Origin of the sequence: Amycolatopsis decaplanina DSM 44594, from assembly GCF_000342005.1 — a bacterium.
GTDB lineage: Bacteria > Actinomycetota > Actinomycetes > Mycobacteriales > Pseudonocardiaceae > Amycolatopsis > Amycolatopsis decaplanina.
In genome coordinates, this window is the sequence record NZ_AOHO01000077.1 from 234,839 (window position 1) to 251,503 (window position 16,665).

14 protein-coding genes and 1 pseudogene are annotated in these 16,665 nt (G+C 69.0%); 8 read left to right on the top strand and 7 right to left on the bottom strand.

Going from position 1 to position 16,665, the window contains the following annotated elements; translation table 11 throughout:
* Positions 1 to 16 precede the first annotated feature (16 nt).
* Positions 17 to 691 carry a TetR/AcrR family transcriptional regulator C-terminal domain-containing protein gene (locus tag H074_RS35025; protein WP_007034832.1) on the bottom strand — a complete coding sequence of 225 codons (675 nt, stop codon included), beginning with the start codon at positions 689 to 691 and terminating at the stop codon, positions 17 to 19.
* Positions 692 to 803: 112 nt separating this feature from the next.
* Here H074_RS35025 and H074_RS35030 point away from each other — a divergent pair, with 112 nt between their 5' ends.
* The 4 genes from H074_RS35030 to H074_RS35045 are packed head-to-tail and all read left to right on the top strand — an operon-like array spanning position 804 to position 4,560.
* Positions 804 to 1,244 (top strand): SgcJ/EcaC family oxidoreductase, encoded by a 441-nt coding sequence (locus tag H074_RS35030; RefSeq protein WP_039924187.1) that lies wholly within the window; start codon positions 804 to 806, stop codon positions 1,242 to 1,244.
* 29 nt (positions 1,245 to 1,273) lie between these two features.
* Entirely contained in the window at positions 1,274 to 2,074 is an 801-nt protein-coding gene (locus H074_RS35035; RefSeq protein WP_007034834.1) for a siderophore-interacting protein, read from the top strand.
* Positions 2,075 to 2,084: 10 nt separating this feature from the next.
* Positions 2,085 to 3,320, top strand: a complete 1,236-nt coding sequence (locus H074_RS35040) for a serine hydrolase domain-containing protein (RefSeq protein WP_007034835.1) — start codon at positions 2,085 to 2,087, stop codon at positions 3,318 to 3,320.
* A gap of 10 nt (positions 3,321 to 3,330) precedes the next feature.
* Positions 3,331 to 4,560 carry a styrene monooxygenase/indole monooxygenase family protein gene (locus tag H074_RS35045; protein ID WP_007034836.1) on the top strand — a complete coding sequence of 410 codons (1,230 nt, stop codon included), beginning with the start codon at positions 3,331 to 3,333 and terminating at the stop codon, positions 4,558 to 4,560.
* On the opposite strand, the gene H074_RS35050 is transcribed toward H074_RS35045, so the two are convergent.
* On the bottom strand, positions 4,536 to 6,005 hold the full coding sequence (locus H074_RS35050) for an alpha/beta hydrolase (protein ID WP_007034837.1): 1,470 nt from the start codon (positions 6,003 to 6,005) through the stop codon (positions 4,536 to 4,538). The genes H074_RS35045 and H074_RS35050 overlap by 25 nt on opposite strands.
* A 174-nt stretch (positions 6,006 to 6,179) precedes the next feature.
* Between H074_RS35050 and H074_RS35055 the strand changes: the two genes are divergently transcribed.
* Positions 6,180 to 7,673, top strand: coding sequence for an FAD-dependent monooxygenase (locus tag H074_RS35055; protein ID WP_007034838.1), 1,494 nt, complete (start codon positions 6,180 to 6,182; stop codon positions 7,671 to 7,673).
* A gap of 66 nt (positions 7,674 to 7,739) precedes the next feature.
* On the opposite strand, the gene H074_RS35060 is transcribed toward H074_RS35055, so the two are convergent.
* From H074_RS35060 to H074_RS35075, 4 genes are read right to left on the bottom strand one after another with little or no spacing between them, the layout of a single operon-like run.
* Positions 7,740 to 8,729: a TIGR03842 family LLM class F420-dependent oxidoreductase gene (locus H074_RS35060; protein WP_007034839.1), complete on the bottom strand. Its 990-nt coding sequence runs from the start codon at positions 8,727 to 8,729 to the stop codon at positions 7,740 to 7,742.
* A 10-nt stretch (positions 8,730 to 8,739) separates the two neighbouring features.
* Complete coding sequence (hydA, locus tag H074_RS35065; RefSeq protein ID WP_007034840.1) at positions 8,740 to 10,125, bottom strand: dihydropyrimidinase; 1,386 nt, start codon at positions 10,123 to 10,125, stop codon at positions 8,740 to 8,742.
* On the bottom strand, positions 10,125 to 10,967 hold the full coding sequence (locus tag H074_RS35070) for a nitrilase-related carbon-nitrogen hydrolase (protein WP_007034841.1): 843 nt from the start codon (positions 10,965 to 10,967) through the stop codon (positions 10,125 to 10,127). The genes hydA and H074_RS35070 overlap by 1 nt, the downstream gene beginning before the upstream one ends.
* Positions 10,918 to 12,489, bottom strand: a complete 1,572-nt coding sequence (locus H074_RS35075; RefSeq protein ID WP_007034842.1) for an NCS1 family nucleobase:cation symporter-1 — start codon at positions 12,487 to 12,489, stop codon at positions 10,918 to 10,920. The genes H074_RS35070 and H074_RS35075 overlap by 50 nt, the downstream gene beginning before the upstream one ends.
* Before the next feature lie 242 nt (positions 12,490 to 12,731).
* Between H074_RS35075 and H074_RS35080 the strand changes: the two genes are divergently transcribed.
* The 3 genes and pseudogenes from H074_RS35080 (at position 12,732) to H074_RS35090 (ending at position 16,129) form a co-directional block, all read left to right on the top strand.
* Positions 12,732 to 13,415, top strand: a complete 684-nt coding sequence (locus H074_RS35080) for a response regulator transcription factor (RefSeq protein WP_007034843.1) — start codon at positions 12,732 to 12,734, stop codon at positions 13,413 to 13,415.
* Positions 13,412 to 14,448 (top strand): annotated as a pseudogene (locus H074_RS35085) (HAMP domain-containing sensor histidine kinase). Before H074_RS35080 ends, H074_RS35085 begins: the two are co-directional and overlap by 4 nt.
* Before the next feature lie 127 nt (positions 14,449 to 14,575).
* On the top strand, positions 14,576 to 16,129 hold the full coding sequence (locus H074_RS35090; RefSeq protein ID WP_007034844.1) for a DUF4153 domain-containing protein: 1,554 nt from the start codon (positions 14,576 to 14,578) through the stop codon (positions 16,127 to 16,129).
* A gap of 161 nt (positions 16,130 to 16,290) precedes the next feature.
* Here H074_RS35090 and H074_RS35095 read toward each other — a convergent pair whose 3' ends face one another.
* Positions 16,291 to 16,656 (bottom strand): SSI family serine proteinase inhibitor, encoded by a 366-nt coding sequence (locus tag H074_RS35095; protein WP_007034845.1) that lies wholly within the window; start codon positions 16,654 to 16,656, stop codon positions 16,291 to 16,293.
* Positions 16,657 to 16,665: the final 9 nt, after the last annotated feature.

Sequence of the window (16,665 nt, forward strand, 5' to 3'; positions counted from 1 at the left end):
GAACCGTCCTAACCACTCACGAGGTGGTGGAAGCCAACCCGCGCAGGAACAGGTCGATGGCGAACTCGAACCGTTCCTGCGCGGTCTCCGCGGTGAAGTACTCGCGCGCGCCCAGCAGGTTCGGGAAAGCGCCGGGCGGGAACGATGTCATGTACTCGACCATCCGCCTGCCGCGCTCCTCCTGTTCGGCCAGGTTGATGTCGCCGTGTTGCCAGCCGGCCCCTTCGTAGGCGAAAGCCTTGGCATAGAGCCATAACGCGTCGGCGGCGAACAGTGCCCGCTTGAGGTCGAGGCCACCCGCGCGCAGCACCGCGAGCATCGCTTCGGCCTGCTGCAAGGCGTTCGCGCCGACCGGGACGGGGATGGTCCACGCGATCTTGGCGATCCCGGGGAACGACGTCAGCGCGCGCACGTTCTCGCGCAGCAGGTCTTTCGCCTGCTCGACCCACCGCCGCGGATCGGGCTCCGGGAACGGGCCGAAGTCGAGGACGTGGTCGACCATCAGCTCGTGGAGCTCTTCCTTGTTCGCGACATGGGCGTAGAGCGACGCCGGGCCGGTCTCCAGCGCCTGGGCCACGCGCCGCATGCTCACCGCCTCCAGCCCTTCGGCGGCGAGGAGGTCCAATGCCGTCTTCACCACGAGGTCCTGGGACAGCACGGGTTTCTCGGCGCGACGCCGGGGCCTGCTCACTTCGTTCGCCTCCTGATCCGGGGTTCGCCGGGAACTCTACTTGACGCGAACACTGTTCGTCTGTAGAACGGTGTTCGTCAAACGAACGCTGTTCGTCCAACTGGAGGAAGCCGTGACCGAACGACAGATCGAAGTCCTGGCCGTGCTGAGCAAGCTCGCCGACGCGTGGAACGCCGGGGACGCGGCCGCATACGCGTCGCACTTCACCGAAGACGCCGACTATGTGACCTTCTTCGGGATGAACATGCCCGGCCGCGCGACCATCGAAAGCGCGCACCGGGCCCTGTTCGAGGGACCGCTCAAGGGGTCGAAACTGGTGGCGGGCGGTGGTGAGCCCAAGGTCCGGTTCGTCCGGCCGGACGTCGCCATCGCCGTGTCCGGCGGAGGGTCGTCGCTGTCGGGAGGCAAGCCCGAGCCGGGCCGCGAATCGACGCTGACGTACGTGCTCGTGAAGGAGTCCGACGGCTGGCGCGTCGCGTCCTTCCAGAACACCCGGGTGAGCGATCCGGCCGCGGGCGCCCCGTCGGGCGGGGAGAGGCGTACGCTCGGTTAGGTTCACCTAACCCAGGAAAGGAAGCGTGAATGGCCGAGGCGCGGAGAGCGGTGTCGGCGACCCGGTTACGGGTGCTGCGCACCGAGCGGATCACCCCGCACATGGTCCGGATCGTCGCTGGGGGCGAAGAGATCGCCTCGTTCCAGCCCAACGACTTCACCGACGCTTACGTCAAGGTGCACTTCCGGGTGCCCGGCGTCACCTATCCCGAACCGTTCGATCTGGCGCGTGTCCGCGAAGAACTGCCGCGCGAGCAGTGGCCGCGGATGCGCTCCTACACCGTCCGTGCCTTCGACCCGAATCTCGGCGAACTGGTGCTCGACTTCGTCCACCACGGTGACGAGGGTGTCGCCGGGCCGTGGGCAGCCGCCGCGAAACCCGGCGACGAACTGCTCATCTCCGGACCCGGCGGGGCGTACGCGCCGGGCGAGGAGGCCGACTGGCATCTGCTCGCCGGTGACGAGAGCGCCTTGCCGGCGATCGCCGCTTCACTCGAGGCGATGCCGGCGGGCGTTCCCGTGCACGCGTTCATCCTCGTGGAGGACGCCGCCGAAGAGCAGCCGCTGACCACCAAGGGCGACGCGCGGATCACCTGGCTGCACCGGAGCCGGGGCGACGATCTCGCGGCCGCCGTCCGCGCGCTCGAGTGGCGCGAAGGTGTCGTCCAGGCGTTCGTCCACGGCGAGGCCGGGTTCGTCCGGGACCTGCGTCGCCATCTGCTGGACGACCGGGGGATGCGGCGCGACCTGCTGTCGATCTCCGGGTACTGGCGGATCGGGAAGACCGATGAGGCGTGGCGACTGGAGAAACAGGCCGAGCGGAACGCGTAGCCTCGGTCGCATGATCGAGCTGAAGGTGGACGTCGACCCGGCCGAGGTGGGTTTCGACGCGGAGCGGCTGCGCCGGATCGACAAGCACTTCGACGGATACCTGGAGCGGAACCTGCTCCCCGGGTATCTGGCCGTGGTGACCAGGAACGGGAAGGTCGCGCATCTCGCGGCGAACGGGCAGCGCGACATCGAGGCCGGGCTGCCGGTCGAGACCGACACGATCTGGCGCGTCTATTCGATGACCAAACCGGTCACGTCGGTCGCCGCGATGATGCTCGTCGAAGAGGGGCTCATCGACCTCAAGGATCCGATCTCCCGCTGGCTCCCGGAGTTCTCGGAACCGCGGGTCTTCGCCGGGGGTTCGCCGGTGAAGATGGCGACCGTGCCCGCGACCGAACCGATCCGGCTCTGGCATCTGCTCACCCACACCTCGGGGCTCACCTACGGGTTCCATCGCACGCATCCGGTCGACGCGGTCTACCGGGGGGCAGGATTCGACTGGGGCACCGCGCCGGGGCTCGATCTGGCCGGTGTCTCCGAGGCGATCGCGCGACTGCCGTTGCTGTTCCAGCCGGGGTCGGAATGGAACTATTCGGTCGCGACGGACATCCTCGGCAGACTCGTCGAGGTCGTCTCCGGGCAATCCCTCGACACCTTCTTCGCCGAGCGGATCTTCGCCCCACTCGGTATGCACGAGACGGGTTTCCAGGCCGACCCCGGTGCCCTCGACCGGCTGGCCGCGCTCTACGTGCCGCATCCGGGCACCAAGGCGCCGTTGCGTCACGACGAGATGGGCGCCGTCGGCCGCGTCACGCCCTCGTGCTTCTCGGGCGGCGGCGGGCTGGTCTCCACCGCCGGTGACTATCACCGCTTCACGCAGATGCTGGTGCGCGGCGGCGAACTCGACGGCGTCCGGCTGCTCGGCCCGCGCACGATGCGGCTCATGGCGACCAACCACCTGCCCGGCGGCGTGGATCTGGAGACCTACGGACGGACCGGGTTCTCCGAGGCGCCGTACCACGGTTTCGGCTTCGGGCTGGGCTTCTCCGTACTCGACGATCCGGTGAAGGCGAAGACCCTCGCCAGCGCCGGGGAATTCGCCTGGGGCGGTGCGGCGAGCACCGCGTTCTGGGTCGATCCGGACGAGGACGTCACGGTGCTGTTCTTCACCCAGTTGCTGCCGTCGTCCTCCTATCCGATCCGCGTCGAACTGCGCAACCTGGTGTATCAAGCCTTGGTCGACTGAGGGGGGAGCCATGCGCCGGATCGTGGTGGCCGGGGCCGGTCAAGCCGGACTGGTCCTGGCCTTGGGCCTGCAGCGGCACGGATACGCCGTCACCGTGGTCACCGACCGCGACGCGGAAACGATCCGTGACGGCAGGCTCATCTCGAACCAGTGCGTGTTCCACCCCGCGCTGACCCGGGAACGCGCGCTGGGCATCAACTTCTGGGACGGGGAGGCCCCGGAGATCCTCGGCGCGTCGTTCGGGCTCGCCGGGGACTCCCCGGAGCCCGCCGTCTCGTGGCAGGCCCGGTTCGACCATCCCGCGCAGTCGGTCGATCAGCGGGTCAAGGTGTCCGCCTGGCTGACCGCCTTCGCCGAACGCGGCGGCGAAGTGCGGATCGGCAAGGTGACTCCCGACGGGCTGGAGGAGTACGCCCGCGAGTTCGACCTCGTGCTGGTCGCGGCCGGACGGGGTCCGCAGTTCGACGCCCTCTTCTCGCGTGATGACGCGCGTTCCCCGCACCGCGAGCCGCAGCGGACCATCGGGATCATGTACCTCGTCTCCGGCCGGGACGAGCCGCTTCCGGTATATCCGGGCCTGACGTTCGGGCTCTCCCAGGCCGGTGAACTGTTCGGGCTGCCGATCCAGTCCGTGCGCGGGCCCGTCTTCGGCCTGGGGTTCTTCGGCGTGCCCGGCGGGCCCATGGACGTCTGGGACGGCGTCACCGGCCTCGACGAGCATTTCGAACTCGCGATGACGCTGCTGCGCGGGCAGTTCCCGTGGGTCGAGGAGTCGCTTGCCGGCGCTCGCCCCAGCGGGCCACTGGACGTCCTGCGCGGCCGGGTCCTGCCGATCGTGCGCGACCCGGTCGGGACGCTGCCGTCGGGGGCGAAGGTGCTGGCGATGGGCGACGCCGCGGTGACGAACGACCCGATCGCCGGACAGGGCGCGAACATGGCGGCGCACGCGGCCGCGGTCTACGAACGGCGCATCCTCGACCACGGTGACCGTCCGTTCGACGAAGCGTTCCTGCGCGGTACTTTCGCCGAATACTGGGAAAAAGCGCGGCACGCGACCCGGCTGAGCAACGATCTGCTCGCTCCGCCGCCGGATCACGTGCTGGCCACGCTGGAAGCCGCGCAGACGGCGCCCGAGGTGGCACGCCGGTTCGCGAACATCTTCTCCGATCCCGTCGACTACGCCCGTTGGCTCACCGACGAGGACACCGCCCTGGCTTACCTGGCGTCGAAAGGCGCGTGATCCGGGGCGCAGACGGTGCCGCGCGCCGGAAGACGTCCGTAGGAGAGATAGGCGTCGAGAGCCGCGTCGACACAGGCGCTGCGGTTCGCGGCGCCGTGTCCCCAGGCGTCCAGCGTCAGGAGCCGGGCGTCGCCGAGGATGCGTTCGGTCCGCTTCGCCCCGGCGTAGGGCGTTTCCGGGTCACCCTTTCCGTTGGCCAGCAACAGGATCGGCGCGGTCGGCCGGTTCCACGGTCCCGTGTGGCGTGCCGGGTCGGAGGCGGTCCAGAAGGCACACGGCAGGGACAGATACGCGTCGTAGGAACCGAAACCGCGACTCTCCCGATCGGCCGCGCGGGCGGCGCGGGGCCAGGCCGCCGGGTCAGGCGGGTTCGTGGTGTCCGCGCAGATCGTCCCGCCGCCGCCCAGCGCGGAGTCGAAAGGTGTCGCGATGGCCTTCGCCGTTAAGGGATTCGTCGCGGACTGAAGGAATTCCGCCAGCGCGGGGGAGTTGGCCTCGTCGGTCAGCGCGTTGTGGGTACGCCGGATGACGTCCTGATAGGTGATCGCTCCCGGCGTGGCTTCGAGCCGGTCCAGCAGAGCGTTGTACTTGGCCCGCAAGTCCGTCCCCGGCTCGCGGAACGCGCACCGTGTGTCGGCCGCGCACGTGTCGAGAAACGCCTGGAGCGCGCGGTCCGCGTCGCGGAAGCCGCCGAGCCTGGTGCTGAACGGGATGTTCGCGTCCTCCGGCCGGTGGCCGGTGGACCAGGCGATCGGATCGTCGACGGCGTCCAGTGCCAAGGCGCCGACGCGATGCGGGAACAGGTTGGCGTACACCTCGCCGAGATACGTGCCGTAGGAAAGCCCGTAGTAACGCAGACGAGGCTCGCCGACGGCTTCGCGCAACCTGTCCAGGTCCCTGGCGACGTTCGTGGTCGACAGGTGACCCAGCAACGGCCCGGCGTTGCGGCCGCACAAGGCGGCGACCTCACGGACGTCGGCGAAATGCCGGGTCTCCTGTTCGGTGGTGATCGGAAAAGTACCCAGAATCCGTTTGAGCGGCTCGGTTTCTGCTTCGGACGTGAAACAGCGAACCGGCGTGCCGGCACCGACACCGCGCGGGTCGAAGCCGACGATATCGAACTGCCGATGCAGCGACGGGGTCTGGAACTTGCTGAAGCGGCCCGGGTTTCCGGGGCCGCCGGGGTTGGTGAAGAGGGTGCCGCGTTTGTGCCTCTGGTCCGTCGCCGGGAGACGGCCGAGCGCGATGGTGATCCGAGGGCCGCCCGGGTCCTGGTAGGACAACGGAACCTCGAGTTCGGCGCAGTCGTGGCCCGGTGGCGATCCGGCCGGACAGGGACCCCAGGCGAGACCCTTCGGGGCAGCCGAGACCGCGGGCGCGATCGTGGCGGCGGCGAGTGCGGTGAGGGTGAGCAGAGTTGCGGTGCGGACTCCGATGGTGGTCACCGGCCCAGCGTCCCGCCTCGCGGGCGCGCGAACCCTGGTGCGCGTACCCGGAAACGTGGTGGGGCAAGCCCCTCCATGTTCAACATATAGCGCACCGGGGGGCTTGCGGCAAGACCCCCGTGGTGCCGCAGAATCCTCGGCCGTAGCCAGAACAGGCCGAACAGGAGTGAAGATTTGACGGACGTCGACGTGATCATCGTGGGTGCCGGCCCGACCGGTCTGATGCTGGCCGCCGAACTGCGGCTGGCCGGTGCGCGCCCGCTGGTCCTGGAACGGCGGCCGGAACAGGGGAAGACTCCGAAGGCCCACGGCCTCAGCGGGCAGATCCTGGACCTGCTGCACTATCGCGGCCTGCTGGACGGGGTGCGGGGACTTGTCACCGATCCCGTCCCGCCGCACCGTTTCCCCTTCGGTGGGGTGCACGTCGACCTCACCCGCTTCGAGGAGCCCCCGCTGAAGGCGCTTTCGGTGCGGCAGCAGTCGCTGGAGCGGCTGCTGGAGGAGCACGCCACCGGGCTCGGCACGGAAGTGCGGCGCGGGCACGAGGTCGTCGGGGTGCGCCAAGACGAGGAGTCGGTGACCGCCGAGGTGCGCGGCCCGGACGGGACGTACGAGGTCACCGCCCCGTACCTGGTGGGCTGCGACGGCGGCCGCAGCCCCGTGCGTGCGATGGCCGGGATCGGGTTCCCCGGCACCACCTATCCCGAGGTCAACCGGATCGGGCAGGTCAAGATCCCCGAGGGGCTGACCGTGCACGACGACGGCGACATCGAAACGCCGGAACTGGGCCGGATCAAGGCGGGCTTCACCCGCACCGGCACCGGCGTGTTCGCGCTCGGTTCGCTGACGCCGGGGATCCTGTTCATCCAGACCACGGAGGACGATCCCGGCGAGGTCGACGACGACGTGCCGATGACCCTGGCCGAACTCGGGGACAGCATCCGCCGCGTGCTCGGCGGGGACGTCCCGCTGGGCGAACCGGTCCGGCTTTCGCGCTATCAGTTCTCCGCCCGCCAGGCCGAGCGCTACCGCGAGGGCCGGATCCTGCTGGCCGGGGACGCGGCCCACCTGCTGCCCTCCACCGGCACGGCGATCAACGTCGGCATGTCCGACTCGGTCAACCTGGCGTGGAAACTGGCAGCCGAGATCCAGGGCCGGGCGCCGGAAGGACTGCTGGACACCTATCACGCGGAACGGCACGCCGCCGGTGCTCGTGCGCTGCTGCAGTCCCAGGCACAGGTCGCGTTGCGGCGCGGGCACGACGAAGCGGCCGAAGCGCTCCGCTCGGTGTTCCAGGAACTGCTGGACGACGAGCAGGCCGCGCGACGGCTGTCCGCCCACGTCGCCGGGACCGACCTGCGGTACCCGATGCCGGGTTCCGGGCACGCGCTCGCCGGCACGTTCGTCCCGGATCTCGCGCTGGAGACCGATCAGGGCGCGACCAGCGTCGCCGAACTGCTGCGCCCGGCGCGGCCGGTCCTGCTCGACCTCGCCGGGCGGCCGGAACTGAGCGAACTCGCTGAAGCGGCGGGCGTCGACGTCCACGCCGCGAAGGCGGAGGACCGGCCTGCCGACGTCCTCCTGATCCGCCCGGACGGCTACGTCGCCTGGGCGGGCGATGCCGATACCGAGGGCCTGCGCGAGGCCCTCGCCGCCTGGTTCAGCTGACCCCCCACGCAATTGGTCACCTACTTGCGCGCGAAACTGCCGCAAGTAGGTGACTAATTGCGAGGGTCAGCGGCCGATGACTTCGGAGCCGTATCGCTTGAGGGTTTCCTCCCGCTGATCGTGCATGAGGTACAGCGAGAACTGGTCGACACCGAGCGAAGCCAGTTCCTCCAGTCGCTCCACATGCGCCGACGATGGCCCGAGCAGGCAGAACCGGTCCACGATCTCGTCCGGTACGAAGTCGGTCGACGGATTCCCCGCGCGCCCGTGGTGCGAGTAGTCGTAGCCCTCCCGCTCGCGGATGTAGTCGGTCAGCTCCCGCGGCACCGGCCCGGAATCGCCGTACCGCGCCACGAGATCCGCGACGTGGTTGCCGACCATTCCGCCGAACCAGCGCAGCTGTTCCCGCTGATGCGCCAGATCGTCGCCGACGTACGCCGGGGCCGCGAGGCAGATCGTGATCCCGCCCGGATCCCGCCCCGCCGCGCGGGCCGCCTCGCGGACGGAGCCGATGGTCCACCGGGCGATCGCGGGATCGGCACACTGCAGGATGAAGCCGTCGGCGTGTTCGCCGACCGTTTTCAGCGCCTTCGGCCCGTACCCCGCCATCCACATTTCGAGCCTGCCGTTGCGGATCCAGGGGATCCGGACCGGCTTGTCCCGCAACAGGACTTCGCGTCCTTCGGCCAGTTCCTTGACCACGTGCATGCAGTCGCGCACGGTGGCCAAAGTGGACGGTGCCATGCCGACCACCCGGTGCGCCGAGTCGCCGCGGCCGATCCCGCACACCGTCCGGTTGCCGTACATGTCGTTGAGTGTGGCGAAGGTCGACGCCATCACCGACCAGTCCCGGGTGGCCGGGCTGGTCACCATCGGGCCCACGATCATCGACGACGTCGCCGCGAGGATCTGCGAGTAGACGACGAACGGTTCCTGCCACAACACGCACGAGTCGAACGTCCAGCCGTAGCGGAACCCCTGGCCCTCGGCGGCCTTCATCAGCCGCACGAGGTCGCGTGCGGGCGGGTCGGTCTGGAGAACTATCCCGAAGTCCACGGCCACCGCCTCAGTTCAGGTACTGGTTCAGGTCGCGCGAGAGGAATTTCCCGTGCGTCGTACTGCCCGAGAAGCCGGACGGCGACACCACCACGCGGCCGCGCGAAAGCACCGTCTCGACCTTGCCGGTGATCTCCATTCCTTCGTAGGCCGAGTAGTCCACGTTCATGTGGTGCGTCTCGACCGACAGGGTCTGCTTCGCGGCCGGGTCGTAGACGACGATGTCCGCGTCCGAACCCGCCGCGATGACACCCTTGCGCGGGTACAGCCCGAACATCCGCGCCGGGGTGGTCGAGCAGGTCTCGACCCAGCGGCCGAGGGTGAGTTCGCCCGCCACGACGCCTTGGTGCAGCAGGTCCATCCGGTGCTCGACGCCGGGGATCCCGTTGGGGATCGCGCGGAAGTCGCCGCGGCCGAGTTCCTTCTGGTCCTTGAAACAGAAGGGACAGTGATCCGTCGACACCACCGAGAGGTCGTTGGTGCGCAGCCCTCGCCACAGATCCGCCTGATGCGACTTCTCGCGTAGCGGGGGAGAGGCGACGTACTTCGAACCCTCGAAATCCGGCTTCGCCAAGTCCTCGATGGACAGATAGAGATATTGCGGACACGTCTCCGCGAAGACGTTCTGCCCGTTGTCGCGCGCTTCCGCGACAGCGGCCAGCGCCTGCGACGCCGAGAGGTGCACGATGTACAGCGGCGCCCCGGTCACCTTGGCCAGCTGGATCGCGCGCGAGGTCGCCTCGCCCTCCAGCTCCGGCGGCCGGGTGAGCCCGTGCTGCACCGGGTCGATCTTCCCGGCGGCGAACGCCTGCGCGGCCAGCTGGTCGATCGCGATGCCGTTCTCCGCGTGCATCATGATCGTCGCGCCGATCTCGCGCGCCTTCTGCATGGCCAGCAGGATCTCGCCGTCCGTGGAGTAGAAGACCCCTGGATACGCCATGAACATCTTGAAACTGCCGACCCCGCCGTCGACGCACGCCTGCATCTCCTTCAACGACGAGTCGTTGACGTCGGAGACGATCATGTGGAAGCCGTAGTCGATGGCGCAGTTGCCGTCGGCCTTCTCGTGCCACTTGTCCATAGTGGACAGGAGTGAGGTGCCCTTGGCCTGGACGGCGAAGTCGATGATCGTGGTGGTCCCGCCCCACGCCGCCGCCGTCGTCCCGGTGCCGAAGGTGTCGACCGAATGCGTCCCGCCGAACGGCATCTCCATATGGGTGTGCGCGTCGATCCCACCGGGCAGCACGTACTTCCCGGTGGCGTCGATGGTCTCGTCGGCCGGTCCCAGCGTGCCGGGCGCGCCGACCGCCGAGATGGTCTCGCCGTCGACGAGGACGTCCGCCGCTGAAGCGCCCGCCGTGGACAGGACCCGGCCGCCGCTGATGAGGGTGGTCATCACGCCTCCGCGAGGGGTCCGTAGCTGTCGGGACGGCGGTCTCGGTAGAAGGCCCACAGATCCCGTACTTCGGCGAGTTCGCCCATGTCGAGGTCTCGGACGACGATCTCCTCTTCGGTGTCGGACGCGGCTTCGCCGACGAGTTGGCCGCGCGGGTCCGCGAAATACGACTGACCGTAGAAGTCGTTGTCGCCCAAGGGCTCCACGCCGACGCGGTTGATCGTGCCGACGAAATACTCGTTCGCGACGGCGGCCGCGGGCTGCTCCAGCCGCCACAGGTACTCCGACAGGCCCCGGCTGGTCGCCGACGGGTTGAACACGATCTTCGCCCCGGCCAGGCCCAGTGCGCGCCAGCCCTCCGGGAAGTGCCGCTCGTAACAGATGTAGACGCCGATGCGGCCGACGGCGGTGTCGAACACCGGGTAGCCCATGTTCCCGGGCCGGAAGTAGAACTTCTCCCAGAAGCCCTTCACCTGCGGGATGTGGTTCTTGCGGTGCTTGCCGAGGTAGGTGCCGTCGGCGTCGATCACCGCGGCGGTGTTGTAGTACACGCCGGGCTGCTCGACCTCGTACATCGGTACGACCAGCACGACGCCGTGCCGTTCGGCGACCTCCTGCATGAGCTTCGTCGTCGGCCCGTCGGGGATGCCTTCGGTGTAGGAGTAGTAGTCGGTGTCCTGCACCTGGCAGAAGTACGGGCCGTAGAACAACTCCTGCAGGCAGACGACCTGCGCGCCCTGCGAGGCGGCCTTGCCGATGGCTTCGACCGCGCCTCTGATCATCGACTCCTTGTCACCCGTCCACCGCTGCTGGATCAATCCGGCTCGGACCAGGTCGCTCACTTGCTTCCTCCTCTGGATCGGCGGTGCGGTTGCGTTCGGGCAGGGCCAGCAGCAGGTAGACGACGAAAGCGCCCGCCAGGCCGACGACCCAGTTGTAGTCGTAGAGCGGTTTGAGGAAGGGGATCAGCCCGTCGGCGGGGAACGGCCCGCCGTACGCGCCACCGACCGCGAGCACGGCACCGACCAGCGTCGCGGCCAGCGCGCGCCAGTTCCAGCCGCCGTTGAACCAGTAGGCGCCGCGTTCGGTGTAGAGATCCCGCAGGCGCAGCTTGGTGCGGTCGACCACCCAGTAGCCGGCGACGAGCACCCCGGCGACGGCGCCCAGCAGGCCGCCGTAGAAACCGAGCCACGCGAAGATGTAGATGTTCGGGTCGGAGTAGAGCCGCCAGGGCTGGATGACGATGCCGATGATCCCGGTGATCAGCCCGCCGACCGCGAAGGTGATCTTCTTCGGGAAGGCGTTGGAGAAGTCGTAGGACGGGCTGACCACGTTGGCGGCGAGGTTCGCCGACACGGTCGCCAGCACCAGCGCGATCAGCGCGACCACCACGACGATCGGGGAGTCGAACCGGTCGGCCAGTTTCGCCGGGTCCCAGATCTGCTCGCCGTAGAGGACGCTGCCGCCCGAGGTGGTCAGGATGGCCACGATCGCGATGAACGTCATCGTGGTCGGCAGGCCGAGGATCTGGCCGCGGACCTGTTTGCCCTGGCTGCCGCCGAACCGGGTGAAGTCGGGCATGTTCAGCGAAAGGGTCGACCAGAACGCGATCATCGCCATCAGCGACGGGGCGAACACCTTCCAGAAGTCCGGTCCCCAGCCGAGTTTCCCGGGTTCGGCCAGGATCGGGCCGAGCCCGCCCGCCTTGACCAGTACGTAGCCCAGCAGGATCAGGAAGCCGACCGAGACCAGCGGCGCCGTCCAGTTCTCGAACCGGCGGACCGCCTCCATCCCGCGCCAGATGATGAGCATCTGGAACAGCCAGAACAGGCCGAAGGAGAGCCAGAGCGTCCAGTGCTGGCCGAGGACGACGGCGGAGTCCTTCCAGCCGGAGCCCGCCAGCCGCCCGACGATGATGTAGATCGCCTCGCCGCCGACCCAGGTCTGGATGCCGAACCAGCCGCACGCGATGAACGCGCGCAGCAACGCCGCGAGGTTCGCGCCGCGCATGCCGAAGAAGGCGCGGGCGAACACCGGGAACGGGATGCCGTACTTCGTCCCGGCGTGGCTGTTGAGCAGCATCGGGATCAACACGATCAGGTTGCCGATGGTGATCGTGAGCAGCGCCTGTACCCAGTTCATCCCGAGCGCGATCAGTGACGCCGCGAGCGCGTAGGACGGGATGTTGTGCGCCATGCCCATCCACAGCGCGAAATAGGTGTAGGTGGTCCAGGTCCGCTTTTCGACCGGGACCGGGGCGAGTTCTTCGTTGTAGAAGCGGCTGTCCTTCAAGGACTTGACCTCGCCGAGTTCCACCCGGCCATCAGGATGCACGTGCTGTGTTCCGCGTGCCGTCGGCTCCATTGCGGAATCGTGCTCGCCCGCGCCGCGCGGGTGGGACTGGCAGACTGTTCACTGTTGATGGCGTCGGAGCGCAGACTGTCGATTGCGTTCGAAGGGTCCGGAGTGCATGACCTGCGTCACATACGCCGGCGTAGTAATCCGGCAAACCGGCTGAAACATCTCCACAGGATCTCCACAGCTCACCCGGATGGCCTCCACGGCCGATGCCTACAGTCGTCCCCATGGAACTGGGAGGACGCCGGGTGCTGGTCGTCGAGGACGACGTGACCATCGCGGAGAGCATCGCCGCGCGTTTGCGGGCCGAAGGATTCTCGGTCGACCTGGCGCACGACGGCCCTTCCGGCGTCGAAACGGACGCCGAGCGCGAGCCGGACCTGGTGGTGCTCGACGTGATGCTGCCGGGGTTCGACGGGCTCGAGGTCTGCCGCCGGATCCAGGCCCGCCGCCCGGTCCCGGTGCTCATGCTGACCGCACGTTCGGACGAGACGGACATGCTGATCGGTCTCGGCGTCGGCGCGGACGACTACCTCACCAAGCCGTTCTCCATGCGCGTGCTCTCGGCGAGGGTGCACGCGCTGCTGCGCCGCGTCGAGCGATCGGCCCGGACCGACGTGAGCGAAGCGGGCACGAAGATCGTGCTCGGCGACCTCGAAATCGACGTCGACCAGCGGCGCGTCACGCGGGCGGGCATCCAGGCCCAGCTGACGCCGATCGAGTTCGACCTCCTCGTCCACTTCGCGAAGCGTCCGAGGGCGGTGCAACCGAGGGAACGTCTGCTGAGCGAGGTCTGGGACTGGGACGTCGCGGGCACCGGTTCGGGTACTCGCGCGGTCGACAGCCACATCAAGGCGCTGCGCCGCAAACTGGGCGCGGACCTCATCCGCACCGTGCACGGCGTCGGCTACGCCCTGGAGGTGGGATCGTGAAGCTTCGCCCGTTGCTCAGCCGCGTCGTCGACGCGCTCCCGAGACCGCTCGACCCGGTCCGTTCCATCAAACTCAAGCTCGCGATCCTGCTGGTGTCCTCGGGCGGTATCGCGTTCGCCTTCTTCAACTGGCAGATCGGCTGGCTGCCGCCGCGGACCACGATCGCCGCCATGGTGCTCGCCGTGGTCACGTCGCAGATCCTGGCGCACGGGATGACCAGGCCGCTGCGCGAGATGACCGCGGCCGCACGCGCGATGGCCAAGGGCGACTACACCCGGCGGGTCCGGGCGACCGCCCGCGACGAGGTCGGCGAGCTGTCGCACGCCTTCAACCAGATGGCCGCCGACCTGGACGCCTCGGATCAGCGCCGCCGTGAGCTGATCGCGAACGTCTCCCACGAACTCCGACGCCGATCACCGCGCTGAACGGGGTGCTGGAGAACCTGGTCGACGGGGTCGCCGAACCCGATCCGGCGACGTTGAAGACCGCGTTGCAGCAGACCGAACGGCTCGGCAGGCTGGTCTCGGAACTCCTCGACCTTTCGCGGATCGACGCGGGCGCGTTCCCGTTGCAGCTGGAGGAGTTCGATCTCGAACTGCTGCTGGAGGAGGTCGCCGCCGAAGCGGGGGTGACCGCCGGCGCGACCGGCCGTGGCGTGCGGTTCGCCGTCGACGTCCAGCCGCCCGGCGCGACCGCCGTCGCCGACCGCGGCCGGCTCTACCAGGTCGTGGTCAACCTGCTCGACAACGCCGTCCGGCACGGACCCGCCGGGGGAGAGGTCCGCGTGCGGGCGGAGGCTCGCGAGGCCGACGTCGTCATCGAGGTCGAAGACGAAGGCCCCGGGATCCCGCCGGGGGAGCGGGACAGCGTGTTCGAACGGTTCACCCGCGGCGAGCGGGCGGGCGGCGGGGGCACCGGCCTCGGTCTCGCGATCGCGCGATGGGTGGTCGACCTCCACGACGGCAGCATCGCCGTCGTCACGCCCGAGCAGCGGCCGGGCTGCGTCATCCGTGTCGTGATCCCCGTTCCCTAGCGGGGGCTGAAAGGGATTTTCCCCGCAGCCGATGGGGTGAAAGCGTCCTTCGCCGCGTGAGATGAAGCGAAGGACGCTTTCGGCCCCCACACCCAACGATATGTGCTTTCGCAAACTGGAGGGTTCGATGAGCGAAGAACCGGAAGACCGGCAGGCGCACGCGTCGCCGCCCTCGGCGACGACCACGCTGCCGCCCGCACCGCCCGTGCCGGTGCTGATGCGGCCACGGGTGCCGCCGAAGTCGGCGATCGTCCCGCTGCCCGGCTCCGTACTGCCCGCGGCGGTCGCGGCCGGCCTGATCGCCGCCTTCGCCATGCCGGACGATCCCGGAGCCGGCTGGTTCGTGGCCGGGCTCGCCTTCGCGGTGGCCGTCTACTTCGCCGACAAGCGCGCCCGCGGCGACGCCGAACCGCATTTCCGCCTGGTCAGCGCGTTGTGGGCGGTGGCCGCGCTCGGCCTGCTCGCCGTCGGCATGATCCGCGCGTCGGTGTGGCTGAACGTGCTGTGCGTGCTGGCCGCCTGTGTCGCGGGGTCGCTCGCGGTGGTCGGGAAACGCACCGTGAACACGATCGTCTACGACGTCTTCGCCGTCCCGATCGAAGCGTTGTTGTCGATCCCGTGGATCGGGCGCGGGCTCGCGAAACTCGGCAAGAAGCAGGAAGGCCGTACGAGGCCGAGGTTCCTGGTGCCGGTGCTGGCGAGCGCCGGGCTCCTGCTGGTGTTCGTCCCGCTGTTGCGCGGCGCGGACGCCGCGTTCGCGAACGTCGTCGACGCGGTGATCCCCGAGCTGAACCCGGGAACCTTCGTACGCTGGGGTTTCCTCTTCGTGGTGACCGCGTTCGCCGTCACCGGGGCGTGCTACCTGCTGGCGGCGCCCCCGCTGCGCGCCGACGACGACGCACCGCGCAAACGGCTCGGGCACCGCCTGGAATGGACGTTGCCGCTGGGTGTGCTGGTGCTGCTGTTCACGAGCTTCGTCGTGGTCCGCCTGGTCGTGCTGTTCGGCGGCACCGAATACGTCCTGGCCACGAGCGGCCTGACGGCGGCCGAATACGCCAGGAGCGGTTTCTGGCAGCTGTCCGCCATCACCGTGCTGACCCTGCTGCTGGTCGCCGCGGCGTTGCGGTGGGCACCGAAGTCCTCGGTGGCCGATCGTGCCTGGCAGCGCGGGCTGCTCGGGGCGCTGAGCGTGCTCAGCCTCGTGCTGGTCGCGTCGGCGTTGAGTCGCATGTGGACATACCAGCAGGCGTACGGGTTCACCGTGCTGCGGCTGCTGGTCGAGGTCTGCGAACTGTGGATCGGCCTGATATTCCTGCTGGTACTGGCATCCCTGATCCCGCTGCGGTCGGCCTGGCTGCCGCGCGCGGTCATCGGAGCCGCCGTCGCGGCGCTGCTGGGGCTGGCCGTCCTCGATCCGGAACGGTTCATCGCCGACCGCAACATCGACCGGCTCGCGCACGGCAAGACACTCGACACCGGTTACCTCTCACAGTTTTCCGCCGACGTCGTGCCGTCGGCGGACCGGCTCCCGGAGCCGTTGCGGTCCTGCGTGCTCGGACCGGTCGTGACCGGAATCTCGGAAGATGATTGGCGCGAATGGAACCTGAGCCGGTCCCTCGCGCGTCAGACCCCCGTTGCCGCGAAGGACGGGGTCGGGTGCCGGTACCTGACCCGTCCTTGAGCCGTGACACCACGGCCTTGATCGCCCTCTTGGGGGTGAGGGCGATCAAGGCGGTGGTGAACGGCGCCGCCGGGCCACCGAGGGGGAGGTCCGGCGGTCACCTGTGAGCCACGACGGCCTTATCGGACAGAAGTCCTTCGTGGCAACGTTTTCCGGCGCGGTCAGAAGGTGAAGACGCCTGCCGACTCGGCGTCGGCGACGCAACGGTTGGCGTAGGAGGTGCGGTAGGTGACCGGTTCGCCGCGCCACTTGCCGACCGCGGAGACGTCCACCGGGGAGTACTCGAGGGTACAGGCCCGCGGTTCCGGGCGGAGCCTCTCGAACTTTCCGTCCACTTCGGACAGTTTGCCGCAGGCGTCGCCGCGGGTGGGGTGGGATCCCCCGGTGGGCCCGCAGGTGAGCGAGACGGTGCCGATCCGGCCCTTGGTGTCGTGGCTGGTCAGCTGAAACGTGGATTCGGCGGGTTGCGCCGGTGCCATACAGGCCAACGCGAGCACGCAGGCACCGATCGGTTCGAAGAAAGCCATATCAACCCT

Bases quoted from the DNA above. Each gene is read 5' to 3' on its own strand.
- H074_RS35045 (WP_007034836.1), top strand. From the start codon at position 3,331: ATGCGCCGGATCGTGGTGGCCGGGGCCGGTCAAGCCGGACTGGTCCTG.
- H074_RS35095 (WP_007034845.1), bottom strand. From the start codon at position 16,656: ATGGCTTTCTTCGAACCGATCGGTGCCTGCGTGCTCGCGTTGGCCTGT.
- H074_RS35090 (WP_007034844.1), top strand. From the start codon at position 14,576: ATGAGCGAAGAACCGGAAGACCGGCAGGCGCACGCGTCGCCGCCCTCG.
- H074_RS35040 (WP_007034835.1), top strand. From the start codon at position 2,085: ATGATCGAGCTGAAGGTGGACGTCGACCCGGCCGAGGTGGGTTTCGAC.
- H074_RS35075 (WP_007034842.1), bottom strand. From the start codon at position 12,489: ATGGAGCCGACGGCACGCGGAACACAGCACGTGCATCCTGATGGCCGG.
- hydA (WP_007034840.1), bottom strand. From the start codon at position 10,125: ATGACCACCCTCATCAGCGGCGGCCGGGTCCTGTCCACGGCGGGCGCT.
- H074_RS35035 (WP_007034834.1), top strand. From the start codon at position 1,274: ATGGCCGAGGCGCGGAGAGCGGTGTCGGCGACCCGGTTACGGGTGCTG.